This window comes from Curvibacter sp. GW821-FHT09D12, from assembly GCF_059416245.1.
On record NZ_JBWKOU010000041.1, the window covers coordinates 1 to 24,003 of the forward strand.

Consider the following 24,003-nt stretch of genomic DNA (forward strand, 5'->3'; position numbering starts at 1 on the left):
GCACGGATGCCCGTGCCCACCGACACGGTCGAGTCGAAGCTGCCGCGCAGGCCGTCTTCGGTCTCGAAGGTGAAGGCCTGGGCCGCGCCATGGGCCAGCAGAACGGCAGAAAAAATGAGGGAAAAGCGATGTCCGGACATGGTGTCACCTTGTCTTCAGAAGGGGGGCGGGTGAAGGCCCTGGGCCGGTGCCATGCACCCGGCCCAGGACATCAGGGGCGGGCTCAGCGTTCGCTGATGGCGCGCAGGTTGTCTGAGGTGTAGAAGCCGGCCTTGAGCTTGGCGTTGTTGCCGGCCTCGGTCAGCCAATGCACGTCGGTGCCGGTGCCCACGGCGTGTTCGTCAAACACATAGCGCCCCTCCAGCACGTTGTGCTGCACAAAGGCCGACACATCGCACGAGCCGGTCTCGTACACCGGAATCACAAAGCCTTCGCGCACTTTCCAGAGCTTGCCCTGGGCGTCGTAGTCGTCGGCCACCAACGGAGCCCAGCTGTCTTCGTCGAGGTAGAAGGTGCGCTTGGGGGCCAGATGCCGGGTACCTGGCTTGACCGTGGCCTCGACCACCCACACGCGGTGCATCTCGTAGCGGCGGTGGCCGGGCTCGATGAAATCACGCTGGGCCACGTCTTCGAACTTGGCCTTGAAGTCATAGGCCCCGAACACGTTGTAGGGCACCAGCATCTCTTTCTTGCCCACCAGCTTCCATTCAAAGCGGTCCATCAGGCCGTTGAACACATAGGGCTCGTCGAGGGTGTACTGGTTCTCGAAGCCGATCTGCGGGGCATCGTAGGCATAGGTGGGCATGCGGCGCACGCGGCGCTGGCCCGGAAAGTAGTAGAAGGTTTCGGTGGCGGCTTCGCTGTAGTTGGTGATGGCCAGGGCCTGGCCGGCCAGGGCGGCGGGGCTGTTGTAGCCAAAGTAGGTGTAGTACTCGACCTGTGGCATCTTGCTGAAGGGGGCAGACCCCTTGGCGCCCCAGGGCACAAACACCACCTGCTCAGAGCCGGCCTTGATCCACTCGTCACCGCCCTTGCGCGGCGAGGCGGCGGTGATCACCTTCTTGTAGTCCAGTGCCAGGCCGCGGTAACGCATCTTGGCGTTCCACATGGCCTCGGCGCCATTGCGTGGCATGGGGAAGGGGTAGCCCGGCAGCATGGCCTCCTGCAGCGTCCAGCCGTTGTCCTTGAGCTTGCCGGCCTCGACGTTCTTGCGGGTGTTGTCGGCCACAAAGTCAGGCACGCCGCAACTGCGATGGCTGGGGTACACATCCATGCGGTAGCCCTTGGTCTGCTTGATCAGCTCGACCTGGCCCGGCGAGAGCTTGTCGGCGTACTTGTCGACGTTGGAGGCGTCGATGGAGTACAGCGCTTTCTCGCCCTTGTGCTTCCAGAACTCGCCGCGCAGCTTGCCCCAGGCCCAGCCGGCCTCGGGCGGCTCGGCACCGGTGTAGGCCGGAATGCTGCCGTCCTTGTTGGCGGCCTGCTCGCCGCCAGCGGGCGTCAGGTCTTTGCCCAGGCGGGCAGCATCGCGTGATTGCGCCAGGCTGCTGCCCACGGCGGCCAGGGCCGCCAAGGCCAGCAGCAAATGGCGCCCGGTGTTTGTTGCATTCCCCATATTGACGACTCCTGATTAGCGGTCTGATAAGCACCACAGGTGGTGGATGGGCTGGAGTGTGTGGCGGCGTGCAAGATCACCGTTATCGGTTTTGCGCAAGTCTCATCTAGGGTAATTACCAAGCAAACATTTGGTGCGGCGTCACCAGGCTGGTGCGCTCTGGTTTCTACCGATGGCCGGCACGGCTGATGCTTAGGACACTCGGTCCCCACCCCACACGGGCGCACAGACGCCCCGCACCGAGCCATGAGCCCCTTGACCGGCCAACAGATGCCCCAATCCAGTGCCATGCCGCCGCCTTCTTGGCACGCCTGCGTGCGCTCCAGCGACGTCGACGTGCATGCCAGTGCCCAACCGCAATGGAGCCTGAACTACGACCAGCTCTCGGCCGGCCGCTTTGACGGGCAGATTGAACTGGTGCAGTTGCCCGGGCTGCGCATCATCCGCGAAGGGGCCAACTGCAAGGTGCGCCAGCGCGGCCAGATCGGCCGCGGGCACTACGGCCTGGCCATGGCACTGGAGCAGGACAGCGAGGCCATCTTCAACGGCCAGCGCCTGAGCACCGAATCGATCATGATCGGCCGGGGCGAAGAGCTGGACCTGCTGACCCCCGCCCATTGCGAACTGATCGGTGTGGTGGTGGAGCAAGAACTGCTGGCCGCCCTGTGGCAAAGCATGTACCAGAAGCCCCTTTCGGCCTGGATCGAAGAACAGATCGTGGTGCAGGCCAGCACCGCCTCGGCCCGCCACCTCAACAAGATGCACCGCCGCATCCTGGACCTGCTGAGCAGCTCGCCCGAGCTGCTCAACGACCCGGTGGCCCTGCTCCAGTTGCGCGACGCCATCCTGATCGAATGGATTGAGGCCATCCCCTCGCAGGTGGACACTAGCGAGCTGCGCCGTGTGGAGGCGCGCAAAAAAGTGGTGGACCGCGCCTGCGAATGCATGCTGGCCCATTCAGACCAGCCACTGTCCACGCTGGACGTGTGCAGCCGCATCGGCACCAGCCCGCGCAAGCTGGACTACTGCTTCAACGACGTCCTGGGCATCAGCCCCAAACGCTACCTGCGCCTGGTGCGCCTGAACGGCGTGCGCCGCGACCTGAAAAACCGCGCCCACGAGGCTCGCATCAAGGTGCAGGACATCGCAGCCCGCTGGGGCTTCTGGCACCTGAGCGAGTTCTCGCGCGACTACTCGGCCCAGTTTGGCGAGTTGCCCTCGCAGACGCTGCGCAACGCGCAGGTCTGAAGGGCCGGCTGGCTGGCTCAGCGCATCCAAACCTGGATGCGCCGGGTCAGGGCCTCGGTGCTGATGCCATAGCGCTCGTGCAGGGTGGGCAGCGCGCCCGCATCCAGGTAGGCATCGGGCAGGCCGGCCAGCCGGAAGCGTGCAGGCTGGGCCCCGTTCTGCAACAGGCACGAGGCCACGGCCTCTCCCAGCCCGCCGATGACCGAATGGTTCTCGGCCACCACCACCAGGCGCTGCTTGCGGCCCACTTCGGCCAGGATCGTGGCCTCGTCCAGGGGTTTGATGGTGGGGCAATGCAGCACGGCGGCGCTGACGCCATCGGCCTTCAAGGCCTTGACCACCTCCAGTGCCCGCATGGTCATGAAGCCGCTGGAGATGATCAGCACGTCGTCGCCATCGACCAGGCGCTTGGCCTTGCCCAGCTCGAAGCGATAGCCCTCAATCTCGTCGAGCACCAGCGGCACATTGCCGCGCAACAGGCGCATGTACACCGGGCCCGGGTGGTCGGCGATCTGCGGCACGGCCTGTTCGATGTCCAGGGCGTCGCAAGGGTCGACGATGGTCAGGCCGGGTATACCGCGCATCATGGCCAGGTCTTCGGTGGCCTGGTGGCTGGGGCCGTAGCCCGTGGTCAGGCCCGGTAGGGCACAGCACATCTTGACGTTGAGGTTCTCTTCGGCAATGACCTGGTGAATGAAGTCGTAGGCGCGGCGGGTGCCGAACACCGCATAGGTGGTGGCAAACGGGATCAGGCCCTCCTTGGCCATGCCCCCGGCCGAGCCCATGAGCAATTGCTCGGCCATGCCCATCTGGTAGAAGCGGTCGGGGTAGGCCTGGGCAAACAGGTGCAGATCGGTGTACTTGGCCAGGTCGGCCGTCATGCCCACGATCTCGGGCCGGTTGGCGGCCAGCTCGACCAGGGCCTTGCCGAAGGGCGCAGCCTTGACACGCTGGCCCTCGGCCGCGATGGAGGCAATCATGGCCGAGGTGGTCAGACGGGGTTTCTTGTCGGTGGCGGTGTTCATGCTTGGGCTCCTGCGGTCTGGCTCAGGTCGAGCACCGCGAGGGCCTGCTGCCACTCGGGGGGATCGACCCGGATGAAATGGTTCTTGTCGCGCGTCTCCAGGAAGGGCACGCCCTTGCCCATCAGGGTGTCAAACAGGATCACCCGGGGTTTGGCCTCCTGAAGGGTGCGGGCGGTGTCGAAGGCCGCCAGCACCGCGGGCAGATCGTTGCCGTTCACCCGCTGGACATGCCATCCGAAGGCAGCCCATTTGTCGGCCAGGGGCTCAAAGCCCAGCACTTTGCTCGACGGGCCGTCGGCCTGCTGGTTGTTGATGTCGATCAGGCAGATCAGGTTGCCCAGACCGTTGTGGGCAGCAGACATGGCGGCCTCCCAGGTCGAACCTTCGTCCAGTTCGCCGTCGGACATCGAGTTGTAGACAAAGGCCTTGTTCTGCTTTTGGCGCAGCGCCAACGCCATGCCCACACCAATGATCAGCCCCTGCCCCAGGGATCCGCCCGAAATCTCCATGCCGGGGGTGTAAGTGGCCATGCCCGACATGGGCAGGCGGCTGTCATCACTGCCGTAGGTCTCCAGCTCGGACTCCGGAATGATCCCAGCTTCGATCAGGGCGGCGTAGTGCGCGATGGCATAGTGCCCATGAGACAGCAGGAAGCGGTCTCGCCCCTCCCACACCGGGTCGGTGGCTTGGTAGCTCATGGCATGGCCGTAGGCCACCGCCAGCACATCGGCCCAGCCCAGGGCCTGGCCGATGTAGCCCTGCCCCTGCACCTCGCCCATGCGCAGCGCGTAGCGGCGGATGCGGTAGGCGCACGCCTTCAACTTGGATACGGTATCCGTCATAACAATCCTCGGTAACAAAATAGGGGGTTGGCTCAACTCACAGCAGCCCAATGGAGAACCAGGGCACGAGCGCCACCAGGATCAGGCCCGCCAACAGGGCGCCCAGGTAGGGCCAGATTCGCCGCACGGCCGCATCCGGATGCACCCGGCCGATGGTGCAGGCCGCGTAATAGCCGAGGCCAAAGGGCGGTGCGAACAGACCGATGCCCATGGCCAGGATGATCACCATGGCGTAATGCACTTCATGCACGCCCATGGCCTTGGCCACCGGGAACAGCAAAGGGGCAAACAAGACCATGGCAGGAATGCCTTCCAGCACACTCCCGAGCACGACAAACGCGGCGATGGACACCATCAGAAAGCCATACTTGCCACCGGGCACGCTCGTCATCAAGTGGGCCAGGCTGTGCGAGAAGCCCGATTGGGTCAGTGCCCACGACATGCCGGTGGCGGTTCCGATGATGAAAAGGATGGCGCCAGACAAGGCCGCCGTGTCCACCAGCATCGGATACAGACGCCGCCAGTCGAAGCGGCGATAGACGAGCAAGCCCGCCGCCACCGCATAGGCGATCCCGATGGTCGACACCTCGGTGGCCGTGGCCACGCCTTCGACCACCGCTGTGCGAATCAGCACAGGCAGCGCCAGGGCCGGTGCCGCGATCAGCAGTGTCTTGCCCACCACGGCCAGCGGCGCCCTTTGCAACCCGTGGCTGATTTCAGCACTGCGGAATCGCGACAACAGGGCCAGGATCAGCGCCAGAACCACCCCCGGCAGGATGCCCCCGGTGAACAAGGCACTGATCGAGATCCCGGCGACCGAACCAATGGTGATCAAGACCAACGATGGCGGAATCGTCTCGGCCATGGCGCCCGATGCCGCCAGCAGGGCGATCAGTTCGCCTTCGGGGTTGCCCCGTTTTTTCATCTCGGGCAACAGAACTGGCGCAACGGCGGCCATGTCGGCCGTCTTGGCCCCCGAGATGCCGGACACCAACAGCATGGCCCCCAGCAGCACGTAGTTCAGCCCACCACGGACATGCCCCAACAAAGAGGCCAGGAAGTCGACCATGGCCTTCGCCATGCCCGTCATCTCCACCAGGTGGCCGAGCAGGATGAAGAGCGGCACCGCCAGGAGGATGAGCGAACTCATGCCTTCGTCGATGCGTCCACTGACCACAGACAGGGGGGTGGAGGTGGTCGTCAGCAGAAAGGACACCGTCGCCATGCCGAAGCAGAATGCGATGGGCACGCCCAGCAAGACCCCGGCCCCCAGCAAGCCCGCAAAGAAGATCAGCAGGTTCCAATTGCCGATGGCCTGCAGCCAGTCAGCCCCGGCATACAGGACGCCTGCCAGGATCGCGATCGAGAAAGCGACCTTGACGATCTCAAACCAGCCATGGCGCGCCACCTTGAACAGGCAGAGCAACAGCATCATGGTGCTGCCCACCGGAACCGCAGCCGCCCGCAGCGTGTTGGGCCAAGAAAGCGCCGGGGTCTGTACGACCCACTCATCCAGCGCGTATTCGGTCATCGGCCATATCAGCATGCCGAGCCAGAGGATAGGCACCACCGTCGCCAACACCTCCGCCCATGACTGGGCCTTGGCACTCCAGCGCGATACCAGCGCGGTGGTCCGCATGTGCATGCCGCGGCGCAGGGCCACGGCCGCCCCGAGGTTCGCCAGCCACAGGAACAGGATCGAAGCCAACTCATCGGCCCAGGGGAGTGGGCTGTTCAGCAGAAAGCGCATCACGACGCCTGCCAGCAGAACCGCCACCTCGCCCACCACCAGCACAGCGGCCGGCACTTCAACCAGATGACCCAGCCACGCCTCGGCACGGACCGCCAGCCCGTTTGGGGCGGGCTGATCGTTCAAGGGTTCGCTCAGCATGGCGCTCATCCCAAACCACCCACGCTGTCGGAAAGCAGCTTCCAGGCGTCCTCGCCGAACTTGGCGCGCAGGTCCTTGTAGAAGCCATTTTTGGCCAGCGCGTCCTTGAACACCTTCTTGTCCGGCTCGGTCATCTGGATGCCTTTGGACGCCAGATCCGTGCGCAAGGAAGAGTTCAGGGCGGCAATGTCGGCACGCTCATCGGTGGCGGCCTTGTCCAGTTCGCGGTAGACGATCTCCTGGATGTCCTTGGGCAGGCGATCCATGGCCTTGCGGTTGCCCAGAATCCAGTAGGCGTCCCAGACATGGTTGCTCAGGCTGCAGAACTTCTGCACCTCGTACAGGCGTGCTGTGCTGATGATGGCCAGGGGGTTCTCCTGGCCCTCCACCAATTTGGTCTGCAGCGCCGAATACAGCTCATTGAAGTTGATCGGCGTCGGGCTGGCCCCCAGGGCGGTGAAAAGGCTGGACAGCATCGGGGCCGCCGGCACGCGCATCTTCAAACCCTTGAGGTCGTCCGGTGTCTTCACGGGCTTGGTCGAGGTCGTGATGTTGCGGAATCCGTTGTCCCAGGGCTTGGACAGGGTCAACAGACCCACTTTTTCAATCTGAGCCCGCACGTACTTGCCCAACGGGCCGTCCATCGCTTTCCACACCTCGGTGTAATCGTGGAACGCAAAGCCGGTGTTCACGATGCCGGCGGCGGGCACCAGGGTCGACAGCACCACGCTGGCCTGGTTGAAGAACTCCACCCCGCCCGAGCGCACCTGGGACAGCAAGTCGGTGTCCGAACCAAGCTGGTTGGCCGGAAACAACTTGATGTCCAGACGGCCATTGGTAGCGTTGCGGATGCGATCGATGGCCTCTTGCGCCCGCTTGTTCACCGGGTGAGAGGGATCCTGGCCGGTGGCGAACTTGAAATTGAACTCGGCGGCAGAGGCCGGTCGCATGGCAATCGAGAACAGGGGCAGCGCTGCCGATGCACTCAGCAGGCTGCGACGCGAGATCGTCGTCTTGGAATCGTTCATGGTTGTCTCCTTGTTGATCTTGAAACAGCTGACGGTCAATGGATCAGCATGCCGCCATTGACGTCCAGGGTGATGCCGGTGCAGTAGCTCGACAGCGGGCTGGCCAGGTAGACGCAGGCCCCGGCGATGTCGTCGGCCCGGCCCAGGCGGGCCAGCGGGATGGTCTCGGCAATCTCGGCCTTTTTCTCGTCGGTGAGCTTGCCCTTGATGATGTCGGTGCCGATCAGGCCGGGGGTGATGCAATTGACACGGATGTTCTGGGGCCCGAACTCGCGGGCCATGGCCTTGGCCAGGCCCAACACCCCGGCCTTGGCGGCCGAGTAGTGCGGCCCGCCCAGGATGCCGCCGCCGCGCTGGGCCGACACCGAGGAGATGCAGATGATCGAGCCGCCGCCCTGTTGCTGCAGGGTCGGCAGCACGGCCTGCGACATGTACAGCGTGCCGCGCAGGCTGACATCGAGGATGCGGTCGTAATCGCTGCCGGTGATTTCGAGGGTCTTGACCGGCTGGGTGATGCCCGCGTTGTTGACCAGGGTGTCGATGCGGCCGAAGGCCTGCAGGGCGGCTTGCACAGCGGCTTCACACGAGGCCTTGTCGGTCACATCGGCCACCAGGCCCAGGTGCCCCGCACCCAATTGGGCGGCGGCACCTGCAGGGTCGGCACGTTCGAGATCGCAGATCACGACGCGGGCGCCCTGGGCCGCCATGAGGCGGGCGGTGGCAAAGCCCAGTCCGTTGAGGCCGGCGCCGCCGGTAATGAGGGCCACTTGGTCTTTGAGCAACATGTTCGGTGTCTCCAGTGAGTTGATGCAGGCCAGGGGGACGGCCACTTCGGCCGGCTCCACCCCGTCGAGGCCGATTCTCAAAGTGGTCCAAGTTGAAGACAAGCGATTTAATATCAGCGTAAGATGACAATCGTTCATCCAAAGTCAGGGTTCTCCCGATGGCCGCACTGCCCCCGATCGCCAACCTGCAAGCCTTTGAAGCCGTGGCCCGGCGCCGCAGCTTTGCGCTGGCCGCCTCGGAGCTGCACCTCACGGCCTCGGCGATCAGCCACCAGATCTCGCGCCTGGAGGCGCACCTGGGCATCCGGCTGTTCGAGCGAAGTGCCCACACCGTGCGGCTAAGCCCGGCCGGCGAGCACTACCTGATGCACATCAGGGCAGCCCTCAATGCCATCTCGTCGGCCACCGACGACCTGCGCCAGGGCATACGCAACAGCCTCTATGTGCACTCGGCCCCCAGCATTGCCAGCCTGTGGCTGATGCCCCGGCTGCATCGCTTTGCCAAGGCCTACCCTGACATCTCGCTCAACCTGTCGGCCGCTCACACGCCCAGCGATTTCGCGCTGGGCCAGGCCGACATCGACCTTCGCTACGGCGTGCCGCAATGGGGCGACCTGGTGGTCGAGCCGCTGTTCGAGGAGCCCATCGTGCCGCTGGCCAGCCCGGCGTTCATCCGCCAGCACAAGCTGCGCGAGATCGCGCAGTTGCTGGAGCTGCCCCTGATCCAGAGCAATGTGAGCGTGGTGCAGTGGTCAGACTGGCTGAACCGCTTCGGCGGCCTGCGGGCACCTGACCGCTTTCCAGTGCGCTTCGACCGCGCCCAGATGTCACTGGACGCGGCCACCCAGGGCCTGGGTGTGGCGCTCGAAAGCGCGGTGATCGCCGCGGGCCATCTGGCCGAGGGCAAACTCAAGGCGGTGTTCGGGCTCGATCAGGCCGTTCCGGTGAAGGCCCACTTTGCGGTCTACCCCGAGCGCCACGCCAAGCGCCCCGCGGTGGAGGCTTTTCTCGCCTGGCTGCACCACGAGGCCTCGGTGCGCTGAAGGCGCATCGGCAGGACCGCTCAGGCCCCAACGCCACTCTGGTTGCCGCTCTGGTGGCCGCTGGCGCGCACCAGGGTGATCGCCTGCTCGGGGCAGGCACTGACACAAGATCCACAGGCCCGGCAGGCCTCGGCATGCGGCGTGAAAGCCGTCTGGCGGCCGTGGGCCCAAAGCTTGAACCGGACCAGCACGGGCATGGCCGCAAAGGCCTCGTCGGGCATGCGGTCGATCTTGAAGACAGCGACCGGGCAGACGACCGCGCAGTCGCCCTGCCCTTCACATCGGCGCGCATCGACGACGGGCCTGAACAAACCAGGCTCTGCCTTGCACTTCGGGGGCTTGGCCGCCTGGGCCTCGAGCAGGCGGGCATGACGCTGCTGACGGCGGCGGCTGCCGGTCGTGACTCGCGACGGATCGATATAAGGTGTGGGTTGAGAGACGGAGGTCATGGATTCACTCGTTCTTCTGGGAAGGGCGCCAGGGCACCAAAGCCGCCGGACTCGAATCGGGCCATGGCGTCGCTGATCTGCTGGCGGCTGTTCATGATGAAAGGACCGTTGATCACCAGGGTTTCACGCAGGCTGTCGCCCACCATGCAAAGGACATGGGCCGGGGTGAGCGCATCGAGCCGGACACTGCCCTCGCCCCGGAACTCCGCCGCCTGCCCCCCGGAGAGCACAACCCCCATGTCGCCCCCTGGCCCAGAAACCCGGACCTGGCCCGACACCACGTAAAGCAGCGCGCAGCGGCCAGGGCTGCAAGGCAGATCAAGGCCGTCGCGCAAGAGCACATCCAGCAGGGTGATGTCTTCGGCCGGGGCGAGGGTCGAGGAGATCACACCAAAACGCCCGGCCAACACCCGCACACGGTCGCCACCGGCACCGCACCACTGCGGTACCGCGGGCGCGTCCAGCCACAGGGTCTGCGGCGGCAGCAACTTGTGCGGCCCGCTCAGGTTGATGAAGATCTGGGCGCCATGCAGTTCATGGCCTGGGTTGGAAGCCATCTCCTGATGCAGGACACCCTGCCCCGCCTGCGTCCAGACCACCCCACCCGGCCCGACCTGCACGTCGTTGCCCAACGAGTCGCGCACGTGCAAGCCGCTGCCTGAATCTTCAAACACACAGGTGACCGCCGAGAAACCAGCGTGCGGGTGGGGCGGAAACGGTCGCCCCCAAACGCGAAAGTCGTCCAGTAGGAGGAAAGGCGACTCGCCGTCGCCCCGGCCGTGCAGGTCAAAGCTGTTGGCCGAGAAATGGGCATGGGCGCGGAGCTGCCCATGGATTGGTGCGGTGATCTGGAATGGCATGGTGGAACCGGTCTGGAGACGGGGCGTGGACCATCGGAAGCCAGCCTCAGGCGGCGGCCAACTCGGCGATGCGGGCATGTGCCGAAGCCAGGGCCTGCTCACGCACGGCCGGGCCCATGGCCAGGCCTTCGGCACGCACCACCGCCACCTCCTGGATGCCCAAAAAGCCGAAGAAGGCGAGCAGATGGGCCTCCTGGTGGTCCATGGCGGCCAGCGGGGTGCCCTCGCTGAACATGCCGCCACGCGACGAAGCCACGATCACCTTCTTGCCACCGCACAAGCCCTTCGGGCCTTGCTCGCCGTAACTGAAGGTCTTGCCTGCCACGGCCAGGCGATCGAGCCAGGCCTTGAGCTGAGTGGGCACGCCGAAGTTGTACATGGGCGCGCCCACCACCACCACGTCGGCCGCCAGAAAATCAGCCAAGGCCTGTTGGCCCGCGGCGATGTCGGCCGCCTGTTCGGCAGGCGCCGGCGCGCCCTGCTGGACCGCCAGATGGGCCTGCGTGAGGTGACCCAAGGGGGTCAGTGCCAGGTCGAGGTGTCGGACCTGAAGGCCGGGGTGACGCCCGACCCAGGTGGCCACCACCCGGGCCGAAAGATCGCGGCTGACGGAATCCCCGTGCAGGATGCCGGAGTCGATGTGCAACAGTTTCATGGCGTTTTCCAGTTGTAGGAGGCTCACCGTTGAGCCCAGGCCTGGAAGTTAGCGATCGCCGTAAAATCTGAAAAGCCTATATTTTTAGATCAATACCATCGATTGGACAGATAGATGCTGGATGCCGTCACCCTGGATCAATTGCGTACCTTCATCGCAGCCGCCGACTGCGGCAGCTTTTCTGCAGCGGGGCGGCAACTGGGCCGGGCCCAGTCCGTCGTGAGCCAGACCTTGGCCAACCTGGAGAACCAGCTGGGCGTGCAGTTGTTCGACCGGTCCACACGGCGCCCCCAACTCACCACCATCGGCCGCGAGTTGCTGACCGACGCGAGACAGGTGGCCGACAACATGGACCGCTTCAAGGCCCGGGCCAAGGGCATGGGCGCCGGGCTTGAGCCCGAGCTGAAGGTGGTCGCCCACGTGTTTCTGCCCACCAGCGTCCTGACCACCGCCGTGGCCGGCTTCCACAAGCAGTTTCCGCGCACGCCACTGCGCATTTCGGTGGAGGGCATGGGCGCCGTGATGGAGCCGGTGCTGGAGGGCAGTTGCTCGTTCGGCGTGCGGGCCCCCTTGCTGACCGACCACCCCGAACTGAGCAGCGAGCACCTGATGAGCGTGCCCTACCTGATGGTGGCCGCACCCGAACATCCGCTGGCCCAGGCCGGCCGGGCGCTGTCGAGCCGCGAACTGCGCCAGCATGTGCAGCTGGTGCTGAGCGACCGCTCTCAACTGACCCAGAGCATGGACATGGGCGTGCTCTCGCCCAAGACCTGGCGCCTGTCCGATCTGGGCGCCAAGCACGCCTTTCTGAAGGCCGGCCTGGGTTGGGGTGGCATGCCCTTGCATGTGGTGCAGGCTGACATCGAGCAAGGCCGGCTGGTGTCGCTGGAGTTCGAGGAAAGCCGGGCCAACGTGAGCATGTCCCTGACCGCCATCCACCGCACCGACCTGCCACCGGGCCCGGCGGGGCGTTGGCTGCTTGACGAGCTCAAGCGAGCGGCGGCCGAGCAGAGCGAGCAGGGTGTGCAGTTGGCACACGCGCAGGGCTCAGGCCCTCAGGCCACCGCGGCGGGCGCCGGCGGGTAGGTCAGCTCGGGGCCGGAGCGCTCCAGCATGGCGTGCTGCAACATGGCGGCCAGCACGTCGGGCGACACCTCCGGAATCTGGAACCCCGGCGGCAGCTGCATGGCAATGCGGCCCGACTGGATGCCCTCGTGCCAGCCGCTGTGCTGGATCACGGCAGACAACGTCAGCATGCCCACATAGATGCCCTGCGAGGCCAACTCGCCATGCAGCGAGTACAGGTAGTTGCGAGCCCCCGCCAGCGCCGGCCCAGGGCCACTCATGAACGGCAGCCCCACCGCCGCCGAGCCCCCCAGCCCCACCAGGATGGCACCCTGCGGCAGTGCCCGCATGGTCGGCAGCACCGCACCCACAGCGGCCACCAGGCCGTACAGAAACAACTCGACCTTGTCTTTGACATCGTCCACGCTGAGCAAGGAGGCCGGGACAAAGGCCTCAGGCGCATTGGGTCCGTAATACAGCACATCAATCCGGCCAAAACGGGACAGGATGTCTGCCAACACCGCACTCACCTGGGCCGGCTCGCGCAGATCGGCCTGAAAGCCCTGTGCTGTCACCCCTTCTGCGCCCAGTTGCCGGCTTTGAGCCTGCAGGACCTCGACACGCCGGCCGACCAGGGCCACGGCGTAGCCGTCTTTTCCGTACCGTCGGGCCAGAGCCAGCCCCAGTCCGGGGCCGGCGCCAAGAATGGCAATGCATTTCGTCGTCATGATGGGATCGATTCCTGAAGTTGATGGAGATCGCCATCACAGACGCCCGGTGGTTGGCAGAACAAAGCGCACTGGGTCGGATGGCGACAGGGGCCCGATTCGAACACCCACGCCCCCTCATGGAAAGCCGATATTTCTGGATGGATTCCATCGGATAAAGCGATGGCAGGAAGGCTCCGGCGGCGAGGCTGGCCCCAACGGCGTTCACTGAAAATGATCTGATTTCAATAAAAATGGATAAGCATGATCGTCCATCGACAGCAGCTTGCCGAAGACATGGCCGAGCAACTGTTGCGCCCCAAGGGCTGAATGAAGAAGGCCTTCTCAGCGGCCACGCTGGACGAGCACGGCATCTACGGCGGGAGCGACCCCTTTCTGGCCGAGGCCTGCACCAGTCGCGCCAGCATGCGGCGCACGCTTGATGGGTCACGCGGGCTGGCCTGATCCCCGAGGCACGTTCCCACCGCGACCCAAGCCCGAGCCAGGGCTGTATGGCCCCCCCTCAACCCATGCCCTGGCTCAGTTGCCTGGCAGCAGCCAGGACGTCTTTGACGTAGCGCTCGTCATACCGGTGATTAGGCATCGTCAGGGTGACGGCGGCCACCACCGCGCCTTGGGCGTTGGTCACGGGGGCGGAGATGCCGGCCACCTCCTTCAGACGATCGCCCACCGAGGCGAAATACCCCTGCTCGCGGATGCGCGCATAGAGCACCCGTTCTTCCTGACTGAGCACTTGCTGCTCATGACCGAGGCCGAACGCCGAAAGCACGCGCCCACCAGTTCCCGAATTCAAGGGCAGCACGTCGCCGGCCCGGATGTGGTCCCGGATCGGATGCGGTGAATCGACCCGATACAGGCACAGGCGGGTCTGGTTGGGCGGGTGCCCTTGCCGAACGTGATAGGCCGCGCTTTCGCCGGTCTTGAGGACCAGGTCTTCGAGCACCGGGATCACCAAGCGATCCAGGGAGAAGGTGTCTGCATAGATGGTGTACAAGCGCGCCACCTCCAGGCCCAGCGCATAGCGCCCGTCGGGCAGGCGCTCGATCAGGCGCCCGTGCTCGAGCGAGGCGAGCAACCTCAGCACGGTGCTCTTGTAGAGCCGGGTGCGCTCTGCCAGTTCCGCCAGCGACAAGGCGGCATCTCCGTGACGGAACGCGGCCAGCAGCGTGATGGCACGGTCAACCGCAGCAGCCCCGCCGGGCGCGCTGGACTCATCGGCCAGGGATTGAGTTTGGGCTTTTCTGGGCATGGGCTGACCTTTTCCGGGGACGAACGCGCGCCTTGACGCCATGGGCGTTCTTGCTCTAAATTCTATTAAACAGATTTGTGTTCTATCTTACAGAATTTTCAGGAGACGTCAAGAGAATGCCCAGTTCCCATCCACATCGATCGGCCACCTCGGTGCTGATCAGCGAAGTCGGGCCCCGCGACGGCCTGCAATCCGTGAAGGCGACCATGCCGACCGAGCACAAGAAGGCCTGGATCGACGCCCTGGTGACCGCCGGCGTGCAAGAGATCGAGGTCGCCTCGTTCGTGCCGGCACGCCTGCTGCCGCAGATGGCCGACGCGGCCGAGGTGGTGCGGCATGCGCTGACCCATGCCGGTGTCTGCGTGATGGCCCTGGTGCCCAACCAGAGGGGTGCAGAAGCGGCCCTGCGCGCCGGCGTGCACAAGCTGACGATGCCGGTCTCGGCCAGCGAGGCGCACTCGCTGGCCAATGTGCGCAAGACGCGAGAGCAGATGGTGGAAGAGGTGCGTGCGATCGCCCGGATGCGCGATGAGCTGGCGCCCCACGTCAAGCTGGAGGCCGGGATCTCGACGGCCTTCGGCTGCACGCTCCAGGGCCAGGTGCCAGAAGACGATGTGATCTGGCTGGCCGAGCAGTGCGTGCAGGCCGGTGCCGATGAATCGGGCTTGTCGGACACCACCGGCATGGCCAACCCCGCCCAGGTCAAGCGGCTGTTCACCCGCCTGCGTGCCGCCCTGGGCGAGCGCGCCGGGGCGGCCCACATGCACAACACCCGGGGGCTGGGCCTGGCGAACTGCCTGGCGGCCTACGACGCCGGGGTGCGGACCTTTGACGCTTCGCTTGGCGGCCTGGGCGGCTGCCCTTACGCACCGGGGGCCAGTGGCAATGTGGTGACAGAAGACCTGGTGTTCATGTTCGAGGCCATGGGCATCGCCACCGGCATCGATCTGCCACGCCTGTTCGAGGCCCGCCAGCCCTTGAGTGCCGGTCTGCCCGGCGAACCCTTGTACGGCATGACCCCCGAAGCGGGGCTGCCCAAAGGCTGGGCCGTTGCCTGCCCCACCCAAGCCAAGGAGCCGGCATGAGCGCCACAGACCCATCGTCCGATCAGACCGCAGCCCAGCCCCTGCCCTACGCCGGCGTGCGGGTGGTCGAGTTCACCCACATGGTCATGGGCCCCTCCTGCGGCATGGTGCTGGCCGACCTCGGCGCCGAGGTGATCAAGGTCGAACCCATCGCCGGTGACAGCAGCCGCAACCTGCTGGGCTCCGGCGCAGGCTTCTTCCCGATGTTCAACCGCAACAAGAAAAGCATCGCGCTGGATCTCAAATCGCCGCAAGGCATGGAGGTCGCGCTCAAGCTGATCGCGACTGCCGACGTCGTGAGCGAGAACTTCCGCCCCGGCACGATGGACCGGCTCGGCCTGGGTTACGAAACCTTGTCCCGGCTGGATCCGCGTCTCATCTACGTCAGCCACAAAGGCTTTTTGCCCGGCCCCTATGAGAAGCGCACCGCGTTGGATGAGGTGGTGCAGATGATGGGAGGCCTGGCCTACATGACCGGGCGTGAGGGCGATCCCTTGCGGGCGGGCACCAGCGTGAACGACATCATGGGTGGGATGTTCGGGGCCATGGGGGCCATGGCCGCGCTCGCCCAGCGCGAAAAGACCGGCCGCGGCCAGCTCGTCCAATCAGCGCTGTTCGAGAACAATGTGTTTCTGGTGGCGCAGCACATGATGCAGTTTGCCGTCACGGGCAAGCCCCCCGCGCCCATGCCCAACCGCATCTCGGCCTGGGCCATCTATGACGTGTTCACGGTCAAGAACGGTGAGCAGATCTTCCTGGCGGTGGTCAGCGACAGTGCCTGGGCCGCTTTCTGTGAGGCGTTCGATCTGGGCCCACTGAAGACCGATCCGCGCCTGCGCAGCAACAACGACCGCGTGCTAGCCCGCGACTGGCTGCTGCCCGTGCTGCGCGCCCACCTCGAGAACCGCACGGCCCAGGACATCGCCCGGATCTTCGAAGAACGCGGGCTGCCCTTTGCCCCGATCGCCAAGCCCCAAGACCTGCTGGACGATCCCCATCTGAACAGAACGGGCACGCTAGCGCCCATCACGCTGCCCGATGGTCGCGCTTGCAAGACCGTGCTGCTGCCCCTGATGCTGGGCGACAGCCGACCGGGCATCCGCATGAACCCGCCCCGGCTGGGCGAACACAGCGTGGCCCTGCTCGAGGAGCTGGGCTACACCGCACGTGAGATTGAAACCATGCAGGCCCAAGGCCTGGTTCAGGGAGAGGCCCATGTCTGAGTTGCAACGCCGAGACCTCATCAAGCTGGCGCTGGCCGCCACACTGCCGGTGTTGACGGGCCGCGTGCAGGCCCAACCCGCCTGGCCGACCAAGCCTGTGCGCCTGGTCGTTCCGTACGCGGCGGGCGGCGGCACGGATGCCGTGGCCCGGCTGATCGCCGAACGCATCACCCAGGACACGAAGTGGCCGATCATCGTGGACAACAAGCCCGGCGGTGCGGGCAACATAGGCCTCGACATCGTGGCCAAATCGCCTGCAGATGGCTACACCCTGGGACTGGCGCAGACGTCCAATCTGGCCATCAATCCGGTGGCCATGGAGCGCACCCCGTTCAATGAAAAGAAGGACTTCATCGCCATCGCCGCAGTGGCCGAAGTGCCGACCATCCTGGTCGTGCGCCAAGAAGCGCCGTGGGGCACCCTGGCCGATCTCATCAGGGCGGGCCGCAACGCCAAGACGCCACTCAAGCAGGCGCTCGCCGGCACCGGCACCGTGGGCCACCTGGCCGGTGTGATGCTGGCCCGCCAGGCCGGACTCAACAATGTGCTGGACATCCCCTACAAGGGGGCGGCTCCCGCCATCACCGATCTGCTGGGCGGGCAGACCGACTGCATGTTCGCCACCCCTCAGGCCGTCATCGGCATGATCAAGGCCGGGCGGCTGCGGGCCTTGGCGGTGACCTCGCTCAACCGCCTGTCCATCCTGCCCGGCACACCCACGGTGGCCGAGTCAGGCTATGCGGGCTTCCAGGCCACCGACTGGAAGATGCTGGTGGCCCCGGCCAAGACCCCAAAGGACCTGGTGCAGGCGCTGAACGCCGCCACCGAGCGGGCCTTGGCACAGCCCGCCACGCGTGAACGCCTGGCCGCCGAGGGCAGCCTGCCGTTGGGCGGTTCACTGGAAGCAACTGCCCGCTTTCTGCAGACCGAACAGGCCCGATGGCAAGAGCTGATCAAGGCCAGCGCCATCAAGTTCGACTGAGCAAATCCCAACCTACATCATTCGAGAGACAAGACATGCACATCCAGCAAACGCTGCTGCCTTTCACGCTGGCAGCCAGCCTTGGCATGCCCCTGTGGGCACAGCCCGCCTGGCCCGACAAACCGGTGCGCATCGTGGTGCCCTATGCGGCCGGCGGCACCACCGACTTCGCAGCCCGTCAGGTGGCCCAGAAGCTGACCGAACAGACCGGTCAGTCGTTTTTCGTCGAAAACAAAACGGGCGCCTCCGGCACCATCGGCAGCAACTTCGTGGCCAAGGCAGCCCCCGACGGCAACACCCTGCTGACCAACGACACCACCTACGCGATGCTGCCCGCAATCTTCAAGAAGCTGCCTTGGGAACATGCTTCGGATCTGATCCCGGTGACCACACTGGCCATCACCCCGGTCGTGCTGGTGGTGCCTGCGCAGTCTCCGTTCAAGACCGTGGCCGATCTGATCGCCTATGCCAAATCGCATCCAGCTCAACTCAATTTCGGATCGGGTGGCGCGGGCAGCTCCACCCACCTGGCGGGCGAGGTGTTCAAACGGGAAGCCCAGGTCTTCATGACCCACATTCCCTACAAAGGTGCAGGCGACGCCATGCTGGCCCTCATGGGCCAGCAGGTCGACGTCCTGATCACGGCCAGCCCCACGGCGATTCCCGTCGTGAAAGGCGGCAAGGTGCGCGCCCTGGCAACCACCGGTGACAAGCGCCTGGCTGGCCTGCCGGCCGTGCCCACCTTCAAAGAGGCCGGGCTGCCAGGCTTCACCGTGGTCAACTGGTTTGGCCTGGCCGCGCCCAAGGGCACGCCAGCCAGCGTCGTGCAAAAGCTGCAGCAAGAAGTCGCGAAAGCGATGACCGACCCGGCCCTGCAAGAGCGCTTCGCTCAGCAGGGAGCCCAGCCTGGCGGCCTGCCCAGCGCCGATTTCGCCGCGTTGGTCAAGAAAGAAATCGCGGCCTGGTCGGCCATCGCCCAGTCCGCCGGTGTCAAACCGGAGTGAGCCCGGCCATGTGGAACCTGAGCTTCACCCCGCCCACCGTCATCCCCACTGAGGTGCTGACCCGCCTGCCCGATGTCTTCAGGCAGGCCCGGCGCACTGACTGGGTGGATGCCAACAAGCCCGGCCATGTCATGGACAGCTTTCTGGAAGGCCCTGTGTTTGATGCGCAGGGCAACCTCTACGTGACCGACATCCCCTATGGCCGCATCTTCCGGACCGCACCTGATCTGAGCTGGCATCTGGTGCTCGAATACGACGGGTGGCCCAACGGGATGGCCATCCACCCCGATGGCAGCCTGTGGATCGCCGACTACAGGAGAGGCATTCTTCGCCTGGATCCGGGCACAGGCCAGCTGAGCACCGTGCTGGGTCACCGCAACAGCGAGTCCTTCAAGGGCGTGAATGACCTGGTGTTTGATCGCGACGGCCACCTGTACTTCACCGACCAGGGCCAGACCGGCCTGCACGACCCGACGGGCCGGGTGTACCGCCTGCGATCCAACGGCCAGTTGGACCTGTTGCTGGCCAACGCCCCCAGCCCCAACGGTCTGGCCGTCAATGATGACGCGAGTGTTCTGTTCGTGGCCGTCACAAGGGGCAATCAGATCTGGAGGGCACCGCTGTTGCCCGACGGAAGCCTCTCGAAAATGGGCGCATTCCAGACCTTCTTCGGCACCAGCGGCCCCGATGGCCTGGCCTTGCTGGAGCGCGATCGGCTGCTGGTCGCCCACGCCAGCCTGGGCGGGGTGTTCGTGCTCAACGGCCGCGGTGAAGTGACCGATTTCCTGCGCAGCGCAGCAGGGGCCACCGTGACCAATGTGGCCGTCAGACCGGGCACCCAGGAGGTGGTCATGACCGAGTCATCCACCGGGAGCATTCTGCATGCCCGCCTAGACGCGGGCGATAGAGCCCAGGCCAGGGACTGAAAATCAGCGCAGCCCGCTGATCTGGCGCCATCGTGCCACCAGCGGGTGGTGGACCTGGCGGCGGCTGCCGGCCAGTAAGCCCTTCAAGGCAAGCTCATGGCCTGGGCCAGGTGCGAGTAGACCAAGCCCACCCGCCGCAGGTGGCGGGCTTCGGGATGGGTCAGCAGCCAGAGTTCGGTCTCGCCTTCGTCCAGCGGCTCTGTCAGGCGCACGACATCCTTGCGGTCTTGCGCGAGGAACAGCGGCACGATGCCCACCCCCAGGCCGAGCGCGATCAACTCCAGCACCGACAGGATGCTGTCGACCCGATAGCGTGGGGCCACCTTGGGAAAATGGCGCTTGCGCCAGAGCACCGAAGGATGCTCGGGCAAAGCGTCGTCCGGGGCGATCCAATCGGCCTGGCCAGCCTCGACCTCAGCGAGGCTGTGCACTGAGCCTCGGCGTGGGGCATACAAAGCGACGCGGATGGTCCCGACCTTTTTGCCGACCAGGTGCTGCGGTGGGTGTCGGGTTGCGCGCACGGCGATGTCGGCGTCGCGTCGCGTCAGGCTGGCCAGTTCGTTGCCGGTGTGCAGCTCGAAGTTCAGCTGCGGGTGCGCCCGGCGCAGGCCTTGCAAGGCGGGGGCGACCACGCCGTGCAGCAGGGTGTCGGTGGTCGTGATGCGCACCGAGCCTGCAATGCTTGAAGGTGCCGAGTCAACGGATGAGCGAGCTGCCGCCAGTGCCGATTCGATCTGCTCGGCATGGACCATGAGCTCGGTCGCGAACTCGTTGGCCAGGTAGCCCGTTCGACTGCGCTCGAACAGTGGACGCCCCAGCCCGCGTTCGATGCGCTGCAACGAACGGAACACCGTCGAAGCATCGACCCCCAGCCTTTCGCCCGCGGTAGCCAGCGTCCCGGCGCGGGCCAGCGCCAGCAGGACCTCCAGATCGGAGGGTGAAATTTTGTATTGCGTTGTTGCAATCATGGTGTGCGACAGAGTCTATTTCCATTTCTCATTTGCAACAACACACTGAAGACCTCATCAACGCCTCCGGAGTCAGTCATGGATTCATGGGTCACGTCGACCGCCCCTTCCAGCGGCACCCCTTTGACACTGGTCAGCCACGCGCTGTGCCCCTATGTGCAGCGCGCCGCCATCGTGCTGGCCGAAAAAGGCCTGGCCTTTGAACGACTCAACATAGACCTGGCCGCCAAGCCAGACTGGTTCCTGAAGATCTCGCCACTGGGCAAGACACCGGTGTTGCTCGTCGGGGACAAGGCCATCTTCGAGTCGGCTGTGATCTGCGAGTACCTCGACGAGACCACGCCTGCGCGCTTGCATCCGGCCGATGCGCTGCAGCGCGCCCGGCACCGCTCGTGGATCGAGTTCGGATCTGCTTTGCTCAACCTGATCGGCGCCTTCTACAGTGCGGCCGAAGAAACGGCCTTGAACGCGCGGGCCGCAGAGATCCACACCCGTTTCGCGCAGATCGAGTCGGCCTTGGGCGATGGACCTTTTTTTGCAGGCCCCCACTTCAGCCTGGTCGATGCCGTGTTCGGGCCGGTGTTCCGGTATTTCGACGTCCTTGACGGGATAGCCGACTTCGGCTTCTGGGCCGGCTTGCCGAAGCTTCAACGCTGGCGCCAGGCGCTGGCTGCTAGGCCGTCTGTGCTAGGCGCCGTGCGCGCCGACTATCCCGAACGCTTGCGCCAATTTTTGCTGGCCCGGGGATCATCGCTCTCGCAGAGGATGGTGCCAAGCCATAGGGCGGGTTGAGGGACAACCGCCGGCTTTGGAATCGGGGGAGTGATCGCCAGCAGCAAAGCCGCCACCAAGCACGAAAAATAAGACCTGTGCGATCAGCTTGAGGCCGGCGGTGCCACCGCCTCGGCCATGGCCTGGGCCAGGGCGTGGTTGCCCTGCGCCTGCAGGCCGCGAATGGCGCCTTCGCGGTCTGGGGCCTGATGGTGCTGGTTCAGCTTGCGCTTGCCCTCCAGGCGGGTGATGCGGACCTCGATCCCCACGATGTGGCGCAACTGTTCGGCCAGGTAGTCAGGCGGCGCGTCCCCCATCTTCCAGGGGCTGGGCTGGTCGGCCTCGTGCTCGCGCGTCAGCTTGGCCACCACGCCACGGACAAAGCGCTCGTCGTCGCGGACATGCAGCGTGCCGTGGGCATGCACCACCTCGTAGTTCCAGGTGGGCACACGACGATGGGTCTCGTGCTTGCCGGGGTACCAGTTGGGCGAGATGTAGCCCTGCGCCCCGCGAAACACCACCAGCACCGGGTCGCCATCGGCCACCTCCTGCCAAAGCGAGTTGGCCCGTGCCACGTGGGCGATCAACGTGCCTTGCGGGCCCTGATCGGCCTCCAGCAACAAGGGCAGGTGATGGGCCTCCAGCCCGTTGGCGGTGTGGGTCGCCAACATGCCCAGGGCGTTGTGGCGAACGATGCGGTGAAGTTCCTCGATGCGAGGCTCGGCGAATTGCTTGGGCAGGTACATGTGACAACCTTGGTCGGAACAGACGCCGGAAAAGCCCGGCGAGCCCCGCCACTTTGCGGCATCATTGGCCTGAAATAAATATCCAGTTTTTTACAAAATGACCAGGCCAGTTTCGCCATGCCCCTGATCCCCAAGGGCCGCCCCAGCCGCAGCCGCGCGCTGTATGACGAGATCCGTGCCCGCATCGCAGATGGCACCTATGCCCCTGGCCTGGCCTTGCCCTCCACCCGTGCACTGGCGGCAGAACGGGGGCTGTCACGGGCCACGGTCACCCTGGTCTACGAGCAACTGGCCGCCGACGGGTTCATCGAGACGCGCACCGGCGCCAGCAGCCGAGTGGCCGCAGGCCCTGCCGCCACTGCCCCTACCGCAGACCAGCCTGTCGCGCGGCCCAGGCTGCCCCCCGCCGGGCACCACGCCGGTCGGCTTTCAGCCATCGGGCAACGCATGGCTGCTTTGGGACCGAACGATGCGCGCCCCACCGCCCCCGGCGAGATCGACTTCATCTACGGGCCACTGTCGGGCGCCGACTTCCCGACCCTGGCCTGGGGCAAGGCCATGCGCCAGGCGGAGCGCCAGCGGGCCAGCCGGCTCGCGTATGACGACCCGCGAGGCCACCTTCCGCTGCGCCAGGCGCTGCACACCCACCTGAGCCAGACCCGTGGCCTGGTGTGCACGCTGGACCAGATCATGATCGTCAACGGATCGCAGCAGGCGCTGGACCTGTGCGCCCGCCTGCTGCTGGACCCAGGCGACAGCGTAGTGGTCGAGAACCCCGGCTACCAGGCCGCCCAGCAGGCCTTCATGGCCTGTGGGGCCCGGCTGGTGGGTGTGGAGGTGGATGGGCAGGGCCTGAAGACCGGGCATCTTGCAGCGCTGGGCGCGGTGCAGATGGCCTATGTCACGCCCACCCACCAGTTTCCGCTGGGGTCTTTTCTGCCCCTGGCCCGCCGAAAGCAATTGCTGGCCTGGGCCAACGAAACCGGCGCCTGGGTGATCGAGGACGATTACGACAGCGAATACCGCTACACGGTGGGCCCCGAAGAAACGCTGCAATCGCTGGACCGCCACGCCCGCGTGATCCACGTGGGCACCTTCTCCAAAACCTTGTCGCCCCAACTGCGCCTGGGCTACATGGTGCTGCCCCCCAGTCTGGTGGCCCCCTTTGCCACCGCCAAGCGCCTGGCCGACCGCCAGACCGCATCGGGGGTACAGCGTGCCTTGGCCCGGCTGCTGGAAGACGGCAGCTATGCGCGCCACGTGAGGCGCATCCGTCGCCACCAGGCGGCCCGCCAGCGCGCGCTGACCCAGGCGCTGACGCAGCAACTGGGTGACCACATCGAGATTCAGGGCGCCGCCAGCGGCCTGCATGTGGTGGTGTGGTGCCGCTCGCTGCCACCCAGCGCCGAAACAGCCCTGGTGCAAGCCGCCCGCGATCTGGGCGTGCGCGTCTACCCCATCAGCCCGCTGTACCACCCCCACAGCACATTGCCTGGCCAGCAGCGCTCCGCGGGCCTGATCATGGGCTACGCCCTGCTCGACGAGGCGGCGATCATGGAAGGCGTGAAGCGCCTGGGCACAGCCTTGCGCCAGGTACAGGCGGGCACGATGCCCTGACAGCCTGCGAGCGCTTGGGGCGGCGATCACTAGCGCCTGCCTGACACAAGAAACAGCGGGGCCAGGGCTGGACCTGGGCCTGCGCGAGGCTCGCACGCAGGCAGACGGCTTGGTGCTGGGTGTCACACCCCGTCGACTCAAGACCCGGGAGCGAGATCGACAGCGCCCCCAAGACGCCGAGCAGCCAAGCCATACCTA

At 65.7% G+C, this 24,003-nt stretch carries 25 protein-coding genes; 11 read left to right on the forward strand and 14 right to left on the reverse strand.

Annotation, left to right across the window (positions count from 1 at the left end):
* Both AC07PT_RS29635 and AC07PT_RS29640 read right to left on the reverse strand, forming a co-directional pair.
* On the reverse strand, positions 1 to 140 hold a 140-nt coding region (locus AC07PT_RS29635), incomplete at its 3' end, for a DUF1302 family protein (RefSeq protein WP_494659112.1).
* A gap of 83 nt (positions 141 to 223) precedes the next feature.
* Positions 224 to 1,615, reverse strand: a complete 1,392-nt coding sequence (locus tag AC07PT_RS29640) for a DUF1329 domain-containing protein (RefSeq protein WP_494659088.1) — start codon at positions 1,613 to 1,615, stop codon at positions 224 to 226.
* 246 nt (positions 1,616 to 1,861) lie between these two features.
* On the opposite strand from AC07PT_RS29640, the gene AC07PT_RS29645 reads away from it, so the two are divergent.
* Complete coding sequence (locus AC07PT_RS29645; RefSeq protein ID WP_492349973.1) at positions 1,862 to 2,863, forward strand: helix-turn-helix domain-containing protein; 1,002 nt, start codon at positions 1,862 to 1,864, stop codon at positions 2,861 to 2,863.
* A gap of 17 nt (positions 2,864 to 2,880) precedes the next feature.
* On the opposite strand, the gene AC07PT_RS29650 is transcribed toward AC07PT_RS29645, so the two are convergent.
* Genes AC07PT_RS29650 through AC07PT_RS29670 form a run of 5 tightly spaced genes read right to left on the reverse strand, consistent with a single transcriptional unit; the run spans position 2,881 to position 8,434 of the window.
* Complete coding sequence (locus AC07PT_RS29650; RefSeq protein ID WP_494659089.1) at positions 2,881 to 3,888, reverse strand: transketolase family protein; 1,008 nt, start codon at positions 3,886 to 3,888, stop codon at positions 2,881 to 2,883.
* A complete protein-coding gene (locus tag AC07PT_RS29655) occupies positions 3,885 to 4,730 on the reverse strand; it encodes a transketolase (RefSeq protein WP_494659090.1) in 846 nt (281 codons plus the stop codon). The genes AC07PT_RS29650 and AC07PT_RS29655 overlap by 4 nt, the downstream gene beginning before the upstream one ends.
* 37 nt (positions 4,731 to 4,767) lie before the next feature.
* A complete protein-coding gene (locus AC07PT_RS29660) occupies positions 4,768 to 6,630 on the reverse strand; it encodes a TRAP transporter large permease (RefSeq protein WP_492349976.1) in 1,863 nt (620 codons plus the stop codon).
* A complete protein-coding gene (locus AC07PT_RS29665) occupies positions 6,627 to 7,649 on the reverse strand; it encodes a TRAP transporter substrate-binding protein (RefSeq protein WP_492349977.1) in 1,023 nt (340 codons plus the stop codon). Before AC07PT_RS29665 ends, AC07PT_RS29660 begins: the two co-directional genes overlap by 4 nt.
* A 35-nt stretch (positions 7,650 to 7,684) precedes the next feature.
* On the reverse strand, positions 7,685 to 8,434 hold the full coding sequence (locus AC07PT_RS29670; RefSeq protein WP_494659091.1) for an SDR family NAD(P)-dependent oxidoreductase: 750 nt from the start codon (positions 8,432 to 8,434) through the stop codon (positions 7,685 to 7,687).
* Between the two features lie 158 nt (positions 8,435 to 8,592).
* Between AC07PT_RS29670 and AC07PT_RS29675 the strand changes: the two genes are divergently transcribed.
* Positions 8,593 to 9,477, forward strand: a complete 885-nt coding sequence (locus AC07PT_RS29675) for a LysR substrate-binding domain-containing protein (protein ID WP_492349979.1) — start codon at positions 8,593 to 8,595, stop codon at positions 9,475 to 9,477.
* A gap of 20 nt (positions 9,478 to 9,497) precedes the next feature.
* Here AC07PT_RS29675 and AC07PT_RS29680 read toward each other — a convergent pair whose 3' ends face one another.
* The 3 genes from AC07PT_RS29680 to AC07PT_RS29690 are packed head-to-tail and all read right to left on the reverse strand — an operon-like array spanning position 9,498 to position 11,441.
* Positions 9,498 to 9,926, reverse strand: coding sequence for a 4Fe-4S dicluster domain-containing protein (locus AC07PT_RS29680; protein WP_494659092.1), 429 nt, complete (start codon positions 9,924 to 9,926; stop codon positions 9,498 to 9,500).
* A complete protein-coding gene (locus AC07PT_RS29685; protein WP_494659093.1) occupies positions 9,923 to 10,786 on the reverse strand; it encodes a pirin family protein in 864 nt (287 codons plus the stop codon). Before AC07PT_RS29685 ends, AC07PT_RS29680 begins: the two co-directional genes overlap by 4 nt.
* 46 nt (positions 10,787 to 10,832) lie before the next feature.
* The gene (locus tag AC07PT_RS29690) at positions 10,833 to 11,441 is read right to left on the reverse strand and encodes an FMN-dependent NADH-azoreductase (protein ID WP_494659094.1); all 609 of its coding nucleotides are present in this window, start codon (positions 11,439 to 11,441) and stop codon (positions 10,833 to 10,835) included.
* A gap of 114 nt (positions 11,442 to 11,555) precedes the next feature.
* Between AC07PT_RS29690 and AC07PT_RS29695 the strand changes: the two genes are divergently transcribed.
* A complete protein-coding gene (locus tag AC07PT_RS29695) occupies positions 11,556 to 12,527 on the forward strand; it encodes a LysR family transcriptional regulator (protein ID WP_494659095.1) in 972 nt (323 codons plus the stop codon).
* Here the strand turns inward: AC07PT_RS29695 and AC07PT_RS29700 are convergent.
* Positions 12,497 to 13,234: an SDR family NAD(P)-dependent oxidoreductase gene (locus tag AC07PT_RS29700; protein WP_494659096.1), complete on the reverse strand. Its 738-nt coding sequence runs from the start codon at positions 13,232 to 13,234 to the stop codon at positions 12,497 to 12,499. The two genes, AC07PT_RS29695 and AC07PT_RS29700, sit on opposite strands and share 31 nt — an antisense overlap.
* Before the next feature lie 309 nt (positions 13,235 to 13,543).
* Here AC07PT_RS29700 and AC07PT_RS29705 point away from each other — a divergent pair, with 309 nt between their 5' ends.
* On the forward strand, positions 13,544 to 13,678 hold the full coding sequence (locus tag AC07PT_RS29705) for a hypothetical protein (protein ID WP_494659097.1): 135 nt from the start codon (positions 13,544 to 13,546) through the stop codon (positions 13,676 to 13,678).
* Between the two features lie 58 nt (positions 13,679 to 13,736).
* Here the strand turns inward: AC07PT_RS29705 and AC07PT_RS29710 are convergent, their stop codons facing one another.
* Positions 13,737 to 14,483, reverse strand: coding sequence for an IclR family transcriptional regulator (locus AC07PT_RS29710; RefSeq protein ID WP_492349986.1), 747 nt, complete (start codon positions 14,481 to 14,483; stop codon positions 13,737 to 13,739).
* A 116-nt stretch (positions 14,484 to 14,599) separates the two neighbouring features.
* Here AC07PT_RS29710 and AC07PT_RS29715 point away from each other — a divergent pair, with 116 nt between their 5' ends.
* Genes AC07PT_RS29715 through AC07PT_RS29735 form a run of 5 tightly spaced genes read left to right on the forward strand, consistent with a single transcriptional unit; the run spans position 14,600 to position 19,703 of the window.
* A complete protein-coding gene (locus tag AC07PT_RS29715) occupies positions 14,600 to 15,568 on the forward strand; it encodes a hydroxymethylglutaryl-CoA lyase (protein WP_494659098.1) in 969 nt (322 codons plus the stop codon).
* The gene (locus AC07PT_RS29720) at positions 15,565 to 16,791 is read left to right on the forward strand and encodes a CaiB/BaiF CoA transferase family protein (RefSeq protein ID WP_494659099.1); all 1,227 of its coding nucleotides are present in this window, start codon (positions 15,565 to 15,567) and stop codon (positions 16,789 to 16,791) included. Before AC07PT_RS29715 ends, AC07PT_RS29720 begins: the two co-directional genes overlap by 4 nt.
* The gene (locus AC07PT_RS29725; RefSeq protein ID WP_494659100.1) at positions 16,784 to 17,773 is read left to right on the forward strand and encodes a Bug family tripartite tricarboxylate transporter substrate binding protein; all 990 of its coding nucleotides are present in this window, start codon (positions 16,784 to 16,786) and stop codon (positions 17,771 to 17,773) included. Before AC07PT_RS29720 ends, AC07PT_RS29725 begins: the two co-directional genes overlap by 8 nt.
* 35 nt (positions 17,774 to 17,808) lie before the next feature.
* Positions 17,809 to 18,777 carry a Bug family tripartite tricarboxylate transporter substrate binding protein gene (locus AC07PT_RS29730; RefSeq protein ID WP_492349990.1) on the forward strand — a complete coding sequence of 323 codons (969 nt, stop codon included), beginning with the start codon at positions 17,809 to 17,811 and terminating at the stop codon, positions 18,775 to 18,777.
* 8 nt (positions 18,778 to 18,785) lie between these two features.
* A complete protein-coding gene (locus AC07PT_RS29735; RefSeq protein ID WP_494659101.1) occupies positions 18,786 to 19,703 on the forward strand; it encodes an SMP-30/gluconolactonase/LRE family protein in 918 nt (305 codons plus the stop codon).
* A gap of 83 nt (positions 19,704 to 19,786) precedes the next feature.
* On the opposite strand, the gene AC07PT_RS29740 is transcribed toward AC07PT_RS29735, so the two are convergent.
* Positions 19,787 to 20,671, reverse strand: coding sequence for a LysR family transcriptional regulator (locus AC07PT_RS29740; protein WP_494659102.1), 885 nt, complete (start codon positions 20,669 to 20,671; stop codon positions 19,787 to 19,789).
* Positions 20,672 to 20,749: 78 nt separating this feature from the next.
* Here AC07PT_RS29740 and AC07PT_RS29745 point away from each other — a divergent pair, with 78 nt between their 5' ends.
* The gene (locus AC07PT_RS29745) at positions 20,750 to 21,463 is read left to right on the forward strand and encodes a glutathione S-transferase family protein (protein WP_494659103.1); all 714 of its coding nucleotides are present in this window, start codon (positions 20,750 to 20,752) and stop codon (positions 21,461 to 21,463) included.
* An 83-nt stretch (positions 21,464 to 21,546) separates the two neighbouring features.
* On the opposite strand, the gene AC07PT_RS29750 is transcribed toward AC07PT_RS29745, so the two are convergent.
* Entirely contained in the window at positions 21,547 to 22,188 is a 642-nt protein-coding gene (locus tag AC07PT_RS29750; protein WP_494659104.1) for an FMN-binding negative transcriptional regulator, read from the reverse strand.
* Between the two features lie 117 nt (positions 22,189 to 22,305).
* Between AC07PT_RS29750 and pdxR the strand changes: the two genes are divergently transcribed.
* The gene (pdxR, locus tag AC07PT_RS29755) at positions 22,306 to 23,805 is read left to right on the forward strand and encodes a MocR-like pyridoxine biosynthesis transcription factor PdxR (protein WP_494659105.1); all 1,500 of its coding nucleotides are present in this window, start codon (positions 22,306 to 22,308) and stop codon (positions 23,803 to 23,805) included.
* Positions 23,806 to 24,003: the final 198 nt, after the last annotated feature.